Genomic DNA, 11,902 nt, shown 5'->3' on the forward strand with positions numbered 1-11,902 from the left:
CGCAGGATAATTGGCACGATCACGCTGATACACGTTCGATGCGAGTGCTCTCAATTTCGATGTTTCATCTAGCAGTGGAGATATCTTCATGCCCTGTTGTTTTGTTATTTCGGTCACGTTGCTTTCCTCGGTCTTGAGGTGCGGAGTTAGTGTCTAAAGTGGATAGTCCTGCTGACGCATTCCCCCGAGACCCGAGATGAGATCTTACTTCATCATTCGCAAGCTTTGCATCAACCATCAATGACCGAATGTCCGAAAAGGAGGTGTTTCCGACATTCGAGAAGCCGACCGTCCCGTATAGGTTCGGACCAGCAGCCAACGAAACGGCGAGGGGTGCGCGCGAGCGCTGCGATCTTTCTGATCAATCCCACCTGTCGCGCGCTTGCTGCTTCATCGGGGAGGCCTCGAAAACGTTGGGGGACGCGGCGTTCAACCCGGAGCCGCGTTCGCCTCACGGTTTGGGCGGTCCGCAATTCGGACGCTGTTTCGGCGCCGCCAGCGATTCGATCGAACAAGCGCCATTGGAAGGATGCGATATGACCGACACCTTGAGAAGCTTAGATCGCGCCATCGGCGGCAAGCCACCCTTTACTGAGCATCGCATTCCGCGCGATCAGGGCAACATCTATGCTCGTGACTACGAAGGTGCCGGTCCTGCTTTCGTAGTCATGCACGGCTTCCCTGATAACCTGCATATATATGACGATCTGATACCATATCTGGTCGCTGGCGGGCGCCGGGTCGTCGCGTTCGACTTCCTCGGTTTCGGCGCTTCCGACAAACCCGCAGGCGCCAAATACAGTTTCAAGCAACAGTTGGGTGACCTTCATTCGGTCGTCGAGGCGCTGACCCTTGGTAAGATTGTTCCCGTAGCGCACGACTCATCCGGTCCTGCCGCGGTCAATTTCGCGATTGAACACCCGGAACACGTCGACTCGCTCTGCATTCTCAATTCGGTCTACGCCGCGGCGCCCACCGTCCGGTTTCCGGAGTTCATCGAACTCTTCGCCACCACCAACCTCAAGGCGCTCACGCGAGCTATTCTGCAAAGCCCCGAGCAATTTGCCTGGGTGCTCAACTTTCAGCGAGCGCAGTTTCAGCAGGCTCTGCCGGAAAATCAGAAGGCGTATTATGCGTCGTTCCTCGGCCCGATCATCGACAACAATTTCAGCAAGCAGCCCAGTTCCGCCCCTGCCTTCGCACAGATGACCGCAGAGCTTTTCGTGGAGGTCGCCAGAAACACCAAGCGCCTTCACGAGATGGAGGCGCTTGAAATCCCGGTCAAGCTGATCTGGGGAGAGACCGATCCTTATCTTAATACAGGCGTGGCTGAGGACTTCCGGTCGCATCTGAAGCATCCTTCTCTCCATTTGCTGCGAGCGGGGCACTGGGTGCAAATCGATGCGCCCGAGCAGGTCGCCAAGGTCATGCTCGGAAACGCGTAAGGACCAACGGGCATCCTCCCCAGCGCTGTCGGTTGGATTAAGACAGCCGGCATGGCGATCATTACCGCCACGATGAGTCCGATCGCCTCGCTCGCTCACGCCGACAGCGACGCGAAACCGGAAGTATCGGCTGCGTCCGGAGACGTTCAGCGCCTCGCGCAGATCTGTCGCGACCGGTCGTCCGCTCTTGGCCGCCACAGGCAGCAACAGGCGATGATGTCCCATTCCGCGTCGGTCGGATCCGTTGGGTAGACGCGGTCCACATCAAAAGCTTGAATCACGCCGCGCCGCGCCCTTCAAATCTAACAGCCTCCACAAGAAGCAGGGTTCCTAAAGTGCCCTATGAGCGATCTGTTTCGACGGTAGAGCCGCTCTGTATGACGGGCCATCTTTGGTCTTGAGCGAGACGCCGGATGCTCGTCGGAGACACTGCATCGACATCCAATAGCCGTCAGAATGCGCCGATGTCCGAAAAGGAGGGGTTTCCGACATTCGAGAAGCCGGCCGCCCCGTGTAGGTTCAGATCAGCAGCCTGAAAATATTCTGACGTCTGCAGGGGTTTGGTCATGAGCATAGATAATAAAGGAACGGCTCTCATTACCGGAGCTTCTTCAGGAATTGGTGCAGTATACGCGGATCGATTGGCTGTTCGTGGATATAACCTAATTCTTGTCGCACGTAGCTCCGATAAGCTTCATAATTTGGCTACCCGATTGACCGACGAAACGGGCCAATCCATCGAAATCCTCACTGCTGACCTTACTGAGCAAAGCGATCTGGCCCGGATCGAAAAGGTGGTCCGAACCGATGCAAGCATCACTCTGCTCTTGAATAGCGCCGGTGTTGGCGTCGCACCGACTCTCCTTGCTGCCGACAGCGATAAGATTCAGGCGATGATCGCGTTGAACATCGTTGCTGTCACTCGACTGGTCTGCGCGGCGGTGCCGGGATTCGTCGCACGCGGCACTGGGACGATCATTAACATCGCGTCGATTTTGGCGATCGCGCCCGAACTCCTGAACGGCGCTTACGGCGCGAGCAAGGCGTTCGTGCTCACGTTTTCCCGGTCGTTGCACCATGAGTTCGCCGACAAAGGAATACGCATTCAGGCTGTTCTACCGGGTGCAGTCGCGACCGAGTTCTGGGGGATCACGGGCACTTCGCTAGAGGATCTTCCTGAGGGGATTGTCATGTCGGCCGATGATCTCGTCGATGCCGCGCTTGCCGGACTCGATCAAGGAGAACTCATAACAATCCCGTCCTTACCCAACCCCAGCGATTGGGCGGCCTATGAAGCCGCGCGGCGCGCGCTCGCGCCCAACCTGTCACGCGCGTTTGCAGCTCCGCGCTTCGGAATCGGTTGACCGATGGGCAACTTCATTCGGTGCGGTGCCGGCACGGCATCGCCTCGTCCAACCATGAACGCCAATAGATGGAAAGAATTCAAATGACCGCTGATGACCCTACGAACAAGTTCTTGACCTCCCGACGCGGTCTGCTCGCAACGGGCGGAGGTCTCGCGGCGGCACTCAGCATCCCAACGATAGCGCTCGCCGAAACGGCGAAGTCCAGCACCGCTTCACCCTCCAAAGCTTCTCACAAAGGAAATGCTCCCATGACAATGGCAACCACCAAAGATGGCACCAAGATTTACTACAAGGATTGGGGCACTGGCCCGGTCGTGACCTTTTCGCACGGCTGGCCGCTGAGCGCGGATGCGTGGGATGCGCAGATGCTGTTCCTGGCCGATCATGGCTACCGCGTTATCGCCCATGATCGCCGTGGCCATGGCCGATCGGATCAGACCTGGACCGGCAACGACATGGACACCTATGCCGACGATCTCGCGACCCTTCTCGAAACACTCGACGTGCGCGGCGCGACGATGGTCGGGCATTCGACGGGCGGCGGTGAGGTTGCCCGCTACATCGGCCGCCACGGCACCCATCGCGTCGCAAAGGCAGTGTTGATTTCCGCAGTGCCTCCTTATTTCGCACAAAGCGCCAGCAACCCCGAAGGCGCGCCGATGAGCGTCTTCGACGGATTGCGCGCAAGCCTCGTTGCCGACCGCGCGCAGTTCTTCAAGGAATTGGCGATGCCGTTCTTCGGTTACAACCGGCCGGGCGCCAAGGTCTCGCAGGGACAGATCGAGTCCTTCTGGCGGCAGGGTATGACGGGCAGCGTCAAGGGCGAGTATGACTGCATCAAGGCGTTCTCGGAGACCGACTTCCGCGAAGACCTCAAGAAGATGACGATCCCGACGCTGCTTATTCAGGGCGACGACGATCAGATCGTCCCGATCGATCTGGCGTCGCGTCGACAGGTCAAGGCATTGCCGCACGCCACGCTGAAGGAATATGCCGGCGCCCCGCACGGGCTATGCGTGACCCATGCCGACCAGGTGAACGCTGACCTCCTCGCGTTTCTGAAATCATGATGAGCGATCTCCTCTCATTCGCGGTCGAGGCGCATGGTGGCCTCGACCGCTGGAACGCCTTCACCAAGCTTCGGGCCGAGGTTTCGATCGCCGGCGCGATCTGGGACTTCAAGCAGCAAACCGGGCTGCTGCTAGACAAGGTCTTCGAAATCAAGACCCATGCCGAGCATCTGACGATCACGCCGTTCCTGAAGCCCGATCAGCGCAGCGTGTTCGTTCCCGGTAAGCTGACTGTCGAAACATTGGCCGGCGACATTGTCGAAACCCGTCACGATCCGGAGGCGGCCTTTGTCGGCCAGGAGTTCGCCGACCCATGGGATCCGCTGCAGGCGGCATTCTTCAGCAGCGAGGCGCTGTGGACCTATCTGACATCGCCGTTTCTCTACACCTATCCCGGCTTCGAGACGGAAGAGATAGAGCCATGGCATGAGAATGGCGAGGAATGGCGGCGGTTAAAGGTCACTTTCCCGGATCACATCGTTAGCCATACCAAGACGCAGATCACACATTTCGGCCCCGACGGGCTGATGCGCCGTCACGACTATACCGTCGACATCCTGAACGGAAATAGTGGTGCGAACTACACCTCGGAGTACCGCGAGTTCCAAGGGATCAAGATGCCAACCACGCGTCGCATCTATGCCTATGACGACGCTTTGCAGAAGGTTCCGGAGCCACTGCTGGTCACGCTCGACTTCGGCGCGCTGACATTCAGCTGATTGCAGCGCGGGGCGCTGGCCCCGCGCCTAAAACCTTTTCGAAAGGCGGAAAATGTCCACTGATATCCTCTTCGCGCCGCTTCAGTTCGGCGCACTTGCTCTTCCTCACCGCATCGTCATGCCTGCGCTGACACGAATGCGGGCCGGCCCCGGAGGCGTTCCTCAGGCGATCAGCGCGGAATACTACGCGCAGCGTGCGTCGGCCGGACTCATCATCACCGAAGCAACGGCGATCAGCGTCCAGGGGCATGGCTATCCGCAGATGCCCGGCATCCATACGGCCGAACAGATCGCCGGTTGGCGTGCGGTCACCGACGCCGTTCATGCGCATGGCGGACGCATCGTTCTGCAGATCGTCCATCATGGCCGTTGGTCGCATTCGAGCTATAATCCCGACGGCAGTCTGCCGGTAGCGCCCTCGGCCATCGCGCCGCCGGGCAATGCCTATACGCCCAGCTTCACCCAGCTCCCCTATGAAGTCCCGCGCGCACTGGAAACGGATGAGCTGCCGGGGATGGTCGGATCGTTCCGGCAAGCTGCGAAAAACGCCCGCGAGGCTGGGTTCGACGGCGTTGAAATCCACGGCGCGAATGGCTTCCTGCTCGATCAGTTCCTGCAGGACGGCAGCAACCACCGCACCGACACCTATGGTGGCACGATCGAGAACCGGGCGCGGCTGCTGCTCGAAGTCGTCGATGGCATCAGCGCCGACATTGGCGCCGATCGGACAGCGGTTCGCCTGTCTCCGCACGGAAATCTCGGCGGCCTCAGCGACAGCGATACTGTTCCGCACTTCAGCTATGTCATCGGCGAACTGGGCAAGCGCAACCTTGCCTATCTTCACCTGATCGAGCCTCGTGCCTCGTCAATCGGCTTGGCGGACGATGCGAGTGTCGACAGTGCGAACAATGCCGCTTTGTTCCGGCACCTGTTTACCGGGCCGTTGATCACCGCTGGGGGCTACACGACCCGGATGGGTATCGATGCGATCGCGGCCGGGCTAGCCGACGCCGTGGCGTTTGGCCGGATGTTCATCGCCAATCCCGACCTGCCCGAGCGCATACGCGCCGGTGCTTCCCTGAACGCCTTCGATCGCTCGACTGCCTATGGCGGCGATGCGCACGGCTACACCGACTACCCGACCTTGCCCCTCCAACATGAGGTGACGGCGGTATGACCGGCGACCCAACCGTCGTGCCGGGCCGGCATTGGCTCGAGATCATCAGTCGCCCCACGCAGGAGGCCTTCGCAGCAGCCTTCACCGATGATGTCGCGCTCGTCACTTCAGTTGCGAGCGATCGAATCGTGGGGCCAGTCAACGTGCGGCATTTCTTCGACGCTACCCGCACGATGTACGACACGATCGGCTTCACCCATGAAACGAGCGAAGGTTCTCGGATGTGTCTGGAGTGGCAGGGCAAGTTTCAGGGGCGAGAGGTCGCCGGCGTGACGATCCTTTGTCATAATGACCAAGGCCTGATCGACGCAATCCAGCTTTTCCACAGCCCCTATGAGCAGGTGGTTGCGTTCTCGGCAGAACTGGCGCGGCGCCTCGAAGGCAAGCTCATCCCGCTACCCTTCCCGGGGCGATGACGATGCGGCGGCTTCCTCTCATCGATCCGGCCGATTTCGATCCGCACCAGAAGGCGCTTTACGACGATATGCGCGCGGGCATCGCTACCGGCTTCAACGCATTCAAGACGGAGCAGCCCGACGGCAAAATGATCGGACCCTGGAATGTGTCGCTCCACCATCCGGCCGTCGGCAAGGGATCGTGGGATCTCACCAAGGCGGTCAATGCGATCGGAGTGCTTTCGGCCAGCGTGAAAGAGGTCGTGATCCTCGTTGTAGGCGGCCACCACCGGGCCGCTTACGAAATCTACGCGCATGTTGCGGTCGCGGAGCGGGTCGGTATGCCCTTGGCCCGGATTTCGGCACTGGTCTCGAACATCAAGCCGGACGATCTTGCCGCCGATGAAAGCGCAGCTTTCGATATGGCGCTGGCGCTTTGCCGCGGCGGCCCGGTTCCAGAGCCGACCTGGCGGCTGGCGGTCGAAACCTTCGGCGAAACCGGCGCGGCCCAGCTCGTCTTCCTCGTCGGCGTCTATGCCTTCGTCGCGACGACGCTGAACGGTTTCGACGTTCCTGCGCCGGACCGGGAGGGTTGAACATGGCCAGTTTGGACACTGCATCGAGGCCGTTCACGATCGAACAGCAGGATGTCGCGTTTGCCGCCGAGCCCGGTGTCGTGTTGCGCGGATGGCTCTTCCGACCAGCCGAAGCTGCATCGCCTCTACCGGCCATCACCATGGCGCATGGCTATGCCGGCACCGCACATCACGGCCTCTTCCCCTTCGCGCGCGCCTTTGCCGAGGCTGGCTTCGTCGTCCTGCTGCACGATCATCGCAATTTCGGCGGCAGTGACGCTCCCGAGCCCGGCGACATCGATCCTTGGCAGCAAATCAGCGACTGGCGTTCTGCGATCTCGTTCCTAGAAAGCCGACCCGAGGTCGACGCAGATCGCATCAGCCTGTGGGGCACGAGCTATGCCGGAGGCCACGCGATCGTGCTCGGCGCCACCGACCGGCGGCTCAAGGCGGTGGTCGCGCAAGTCCCGACCATCAGCGGCTACGGACAAGGCCTACGCCGCGTGGCGCCCGACGCCATGTCCAGACTGGAGGCGACTTTCGTCGAGGATGACCGGCGCCGATTCCGTGGCGAGCCAGGACAGCGGATCGCGGTCGTCGGCAATGATGGCGAGAAGCCTGCCGCTTATCGCTCGCCTGACGCCATCAGCTTCTACCTCCAGGACCTGCCCGAGGGCTGCTGGAGCAACGAAGTGACGCTACGGTCCGGCCGAGCCGCGCGGATGTATGAGCCGGGTGCCTGGATCGAGCGTGTATCGCCGACTCCACTGATGCTCATCGTGGCGATGGCGGACGCTATCACCCTGACCGACCTCGCGCTCGCGGCCTACGAACGCGCCCTTGAGCCGAAGAAGCTCGTGACGGTGAAGGGGGGGCACTTCGACCCTTATTTGTCACAGTTCGCAAGGGCGAGTGAAGCAGCCGTCGCCTGGTTTCGCGACCATCTTTGCCGATCATCGGAGGGCACACTATGACCCATATTCGCCTCAGCGTTACCGATGAACTCGCCACGCTCACCCTGACCAATCCGCCGCAAAATCGGATCGGTGCACAGATGGTCGTTGAATTGGCGGCGGCGCTCGACGAGATCGAACGCGGTGAAGCGCGCGCCGTGCTTGTTCATGCCGAGGGACCCGATTTCAGTTTTGGCGGCGACATCGTCCCGTGGCCGAAGATGACCAGCCGGGAATTGCGGACCTCGTTTGAGTCCTACATGGCAGCGTTCAATCGGTTCGAACGCCTCCCGATGCCGACTATCGCTGCGACGCAGGGTTTGTGCTTCGGTGGTGGCCTCGAACTCGCCCTGCGTGCCGACGTCATCTTTGCCGGCGAGACGGCGCGTTTCGGCCATCCGGAACAATCGATCGGGATCGTGACGCTGCTGGGCGGTATCTACCGCATCGCCGAGCGCGCCGGGCGGGCACGCGCGATGGAATGGGCTCTCACATCCGAGCAAGTGCCGGCGACGGTGATGCGGGACCATGGGGTCGTCAATCGGGTGGTGGCCGACGCAGACCTCCTGAGCGAGGCGACGGCCTTCGCGCGCAAGGTGGCGGGCGGGCCAACGCGAGCCCATGCCGCACACAAGGCGCTGCTGCGCATCTGGGCGACTGGAGGGGTCGTCGTCGCCGACGAGGCTATCTTCGACATCGCCATGCCGCTCTTCGACACCGACGACGTGACACTGGCTCTCCAAACTTCTGTTGAAGCGTTTCGAGAAGGCAGACCCCGGCCAGCTTTCTCGTTCAAAGGCCGATAACGGCGCACTCATCATTCGGCAGACCAACTCGAACCCAGATCGGAAGCAGCCTTCATGCCCAGCGACAGCTTCAAAGCATTGGTACTCCGCCGGCCCTTTGAGACGATCGAGGCCGCGATCGAAACCCTTACGGATGACGACCTGCCGGAGGGCGACGTGCTCGTCCGCGTCCATTATTCCGACATGGGCTACAAGGACGGTCTTGCGATCACCGGCGCAGGGCATCGCCAACTCGTTGAGAGCTTCCCCTTCGTGCCTGGGGTCGATTTCGTCGGCATCGTGGACGAGTCCAATTCGGACAGCTTCAAGCCGGGCGACGAGGTCATTGCCACCGGATGGGGCATCGGCGAACGGCATTGGGGCGGCTACGCCGAAAAAGCCCGCGTCAAAGCCGAATGGTTGGTTCCAGTGCCGACGGGCATGACGATGCGCCAGGCGATGACCCACGGCAGCGCTGGCCTGTCGGCCATGCTGTGCGTCAACGCGTTGGAGCGGTGCGGCGTCGCTGCGGGCAGCGACATCCTCGTGACGGGTGCTACCGGCGGGGTCGGCAGCGTCGCGGTCATGCTGCTGCACCGGCTTGGCTATCGTGTTTTTGGGGCGACCTCGCGTGCCGAGGAGGAACCCTATCTCCGCGCGCTCGGGGCAGATGAGATCGTGCTGGCGAAGGATATCGGCGACATACCTGCGCAGCCATTGCTCCCTGAGCGTTGGGCTGGCGCGATAGATAATGTGGGCGGCGCCACGCTGGCGAACGTGCTCGCCAGTACCGCCTACGGCGGCGCCGTCGCGGCACTCGGCTTGGTTGGAGGTACGAACGTTCAGACGACGGTTCTTCCCTTCATCAAGCGCGGCGTGGCGCTCTTAGGGGTTGATTCTGAGAAGTGCCCGAACAAGACCCGGATTGCCGCTTGGAAACGGTTGGCCGAGGTCATCCCAGACGGTTTGCCGACCAGCGTAGTCGAGGAAATCAGGCTTGATGAGCTTCCCGCGCGAGCGGCAGCTATCATGCGGGGACAGGTTCGCGGCAGGACGTTGGTGGCCGTTTGACACACCCAGGCACCAGATCTGACCGATCCCTCGCTGTAGTCGACACGCTAGTTGAGTACCCTGAGCCGATAGCAAAATTCCCCGAGTCCCGAGTAAAAATGGAGGTGGCCGCATTGGAACATTCGTCGAATACTCCGATCGTCTGGAGTTTGCTCACACGCGTCCGCTTGTCCACGCTACGCGCCGCTTTCGTTTTTCTCGCGATGACGGCGGCGATTGCCGGGCCAGCATCGGCGGCCTCCCGCAATGACGAGGCTCGCGCCTTCTTTACGCGCTTTGTGGCAGCCAAGAGCGCTCACGATCTAACGGCGGTGACGGCGCTGCTTTGGGAATCCCCGGACATGCTGTGAGTATCTGGAGAAAAAATGAAGAAAACATCTGAACAGATGAATAAATCTATCGTGCTTGAGGCGTTTGAGACCCTGTTTAACAGGCGAGACTTGCGTGAGGCGGAGAAATTTTGGTCGCCGGATTACATCCAGCACAGTGCCCACATTGCGCCAGGGCGCCATGGGCTTTTCGATTTGGTTCGAAACCTTCCGGCAACGCTGAAATACGAGAACCGGTTGATTATGGCTGAAGGGGATTTGCTGATGTTGCATGGTAGATTTTCGGGGATTGGTCAGACGGCAGACTGGATTGTTGTTGATATCGTTCGAATGAATGAGGGCCAGCTCGTTGAGCATTGGGACGTCATCCAGGACGAGGCCACGGCAAAGTCATCACGGAGTGGTTTACCAATGTTTGGAAATATCTTTCCTGACGCTAAGCAGGATGGCGCGAAATGACAGTGATATATTGGGGGAAGCGACGATGAGAAAATCCGTAACGTTGTTCGCTAGCGTAGTAACTGTAACTTACTTCGCGTTCTTCCTGGTCGAGGCAGTTCTCTGGATGTGGCCCCCAGTCCACAATTTCCTCCTGCCTCAGCTCAATTCGGGGCTCGATTATCCGGTCAGCGAACAGGCGCTAATACTGAGAACCCTGTTTGTTAATCAGGGCGTCTACAACCTTATGCTTGGACTGGCCGGAATAGCGGGGCTTATCCTCGTTGCGCGGGGGAAGGTTGAGCCCGGCCTGACTCTGATCAAGTTTGCATGTTTGTTTGCCTTGGGAGCAGCTGGAATATTGCTGACAACCACAAGTGCTTACGTTTTAGGAATTGTGCAGGCGCTCTTCCCAATGTTCGCGCTCTTTTTTATTTGGTGCGTTCGTGATCGTACACAACAGCAGGTCTAGAATAAAAGGGACTGGCGCGCGCTCGCGGCGAACCAATTGCGATAAACCGGAGAGGCCTCGGGGCGGATATTCTGAGTTCTCTAATCGCGACTTGCGCGGCGGCTATCAAAGCTATGACCCGCGAATTCGGTGCCTAGTAGGAAGGCTTCGGCCTACGAAGTCCTGTTGTCGTTCTCACGGGCATAGAGGCCGACGGCTTCCCGCGCGGTGACAGACGCTAATGCGAAATCTTGACGACAAAGATAACAAAGGAGATTGACAATGACAAAGGCACTTTCCGGCAAAGTCGCACTGGTGACAGGCGGTTCGCGCGGCATCGGTGCAGCCTCTGCGATGGCGCTCGCCGATCTCGGCGCGGATGTCGCGATCAGCTACTCCGCGAGTGGAGATAGGGCCATGTCCGTTGTGTCCGATATGGAGCGGAAGACCGTTCGCGCAAAGGCGTTCAAGGCCGATCAGGCAGATTCGGCGCAAGTGGCGGCGCTTGTCGCCGACGTCTACCGAGAATTCGGACAGCTCGATATTCTCGTTGCAAACGCAGGTGTGTTCGAAGCAGGTGCCGTAGATATCAACGACACCACCGCACTTGACCGGATGCATGCTGTGAACGTCACCGGCGTGATCGCAGCAATACGAGCTGCCTCTCAGATCATTGGCGAGGGCGGGCGCATCATTGCGATGTCGTCTACTGCGGCGGTCCGCGTTGGCGCGCCGGGCCTAGCCGACTATTCGTCCACCAAAGCTGCGATCGCTGGTTATGTCAAAGGCGCCGCGCGCGACCTTGGGCCGAAGCGGATCACCGTCAACGCGCTTGCGATCGGCCCGGTCGAAACCGAGATGAACCCGGACAGTGGCCCATTCGCTGACTGGCTGAAGTCGGTCACTGCGCTCGGCCGCTATGCTCAGCCCGAGGAGATTGCCGCGGTGGTAGCGTTCCTTGCCTCTCCGGCGGCGAGCTACATCACGGGCTCCGTGATTGCCGTGGATGGCGGAGTAGGCGCGTGATGGCAACATCTCTCGTCGGGCTCACCTTTTTTGCGCGACGCACGAATGAAGGTCAGTGATGCTGCCGCTCAGTCAACCCCTCGCCATCCAAAACCTGTTTC

The 11,902-nt window shown here is 60.2% G+C and carries 14 protein-coding genes; all 14 read left to right on the forward strand.

The window, feature by feature from the left end; genetic code table 11:
* The first annotated feature begins 248 nt into the window (after window positions 1-248).
* The 14 genes from U1R88_RS12730 to U1R88_RS12795 all read left to right on the forward strand — a co-directional run bounded on the left by U1R88_RS12730 (window position 249) and on the right by U1R88_RS12795 (window position 11,801).
* Window positions 249-1,445: an alpha/beta fold hydrolase gene (locus U1R88_RS12730; protein ID WP_322431550.1), complete on the forward strand. Its 1,197-nt coding sequence runs from the start codon at window positions 249-251 to the stop codon at window positions 1,443-1,445.
* 566 nt (window positions 1,446-2,011) lie between these two features.
* Window positions 2,012-2,809, forward strand: a complete 798-nt coding sequence (locus tag U1R88_RS12735; protein WP_322431551.1) for an SDR family NAD(P)-dependent oxidoreductase — start codon at window positions 2,012-2,014, stop codon at window positions 2,807-2,809.
* Between the two features lie 251 nt (window positions 2,810-3,060).
* Window positions 3,061-3,882 carry an alpha/beta fold hydrolase gene (locus tag U1R88_RS12740; RefSeq protein WP_322431552.1) on the forward strand — a complete coding sequence of 274 codons (822 nt, stop codon included), beginning with the start codon at window positions 3,061-3,063 and terminating at the stop codon, window positions 3,880-3,882.
* A complete protein-coding gene (locus tag U1R88_RS12745; RefSeq protein WP_322431553.1) occupies window positions 3,879-4,601 on the forward strand; it encodes a hypothetical protein in 723 nt (240 codons plus the stop codon). Before U1R88_RS12740 ends, U1R88_RS12745 begins: the two co-directional genes overlap by 4 nt.
* Window positions 4,602-4,653: 52 nt before the next feature.
* Complete coding sequence (locus U1R88_RS12750) at window positions 4,654-5,778, forward strand: alkene reductase (RefSeq protein ID WP_322431554.1); 1,125 nt, start codon at window positions 4,654-4,656, stop codon at window positions 5,776-5,778.
* A complete protein-coding gene (locus U1R88_RS12755; RefSeq protein ID WP_322431555.1) occupies window positions 5,775-6,194 on the forward strand; it encodes a hypothetical protein in 420 nt (139 codons plus the stop codon). The genes U1R88_RS12750 and U1R88_RS12755 overlap by 4 nt, the downstream gene beginning before the upstream one ends.
* Complete coding sequence (locus U1R88_RS12760) at window positions 6,191-6,769, forward strand: carboxymuconolactone decarboxylase family protein (protein WP_322431556.1); 579 nt, start codon at window positions 6,191-6,193, stop codon at window positions 6,767-6,769. Before U1R88_RS12755 ends, U1R88_RS12760 begins: the two co-directional genes overlap by 4 nt.
* 2 nt (window positions 6,770-6,771) lie before the next feature.
* The gene (locus U1R88_RS12765; protein ID WP_322431557.1) at window positions 6,772-7,722 is read left to right on the forward strand and encodes an alpha/beta hydrolase; all 951 of its coding nucleotides are present in this window, start codon (window positions 6,772-6,774) and stop codon (window positions 7,720-7,722) included.
* Window positions 7,719-8,507 (forward strand): enoyl-CoA hydratase/isomerase family protein, encoded by a 789-nt coding sequence (locus U1R88_RS12770; protein ID WP_322431558.1) that lies wholly within the window; start codon window positions 7,719-7,721, stop codon window positions 8,505-8,507. Before U1R88_RS12765 ends, U1R88_RS12770 begins: the two co-directional genes overlap by 4 nt.
* A 54-nt stretch (window positions 8,508-8,561) precedes the next feature.
* Entirely contained in the window at window positions 8,562-9,557 is a 996-nt protein-coding gene (locus tag U1R88_RS12775) for an MDR family oxidoreductase (protein ID WP_322431559.1), read from the forward strand.
* Between the two features lie 98 nt (window positions 9,558-9,655).
* Complete coding sequence (locus U1R88_RS12780) at window positions 9,656-9,907, forward strand: hypothetical protein (protein ID WP_322431560.1); 252 nt, start codon at window positions 9,656-9,658, stop codon at window positions 9,905-9,907.
* A gap of 15 nt (window positions 9,908-9,922) precedes the next feature.
* Complete coding sequence (locus U1R88_RS12785) at window positions 9,923-10,345, forward strand: nuclear transport factor 2 family protein (protein WP_322431561.1); 423 nt, start codon at window positions 9,923-9,925, stop codon at window positions 10,343-10,345.
* A gap of 25 nt (window positions 10,346-10,370) precedes the next feature.
* Window positions 10,371-10,796, forward strand: coding sequence for a DUF1304 family protein (locus U1R88_RS12790; protein WP_322431562.1), 426 nt, complete (start codon window positions 10,371-10,373; stop codon window positions 10,794-10,796).
* A 261-nt stretch (window positions 10,797-11,057) separates the two neighbouring features.
* The gene (locus U1R88_RS12795; RefSeq protein WP_322431563.1) at window positions 11,058-11,801 is read left to right on the forward strand and encodes an SDR family NAD(P)-dependent oxidoreductase; all 744 of its coding nucleotides are present in this window, start codon (window positions 11,058-11,060) and stop codon (window positions 11,799-11,801) included.
* Window positions 11,802-11,902: the final 101 nt, after the last annotated feature.

The sequence above is a fragment of the Labrys sedimenti genome (assembly GCF_034424805.1).
GTDB classification, from domain to species: Bacteria; Pseudomonadota; Alphaproteobacteria; order Rhizobiales; family Labraceae; genus Labrys; species Labrys sedimenti.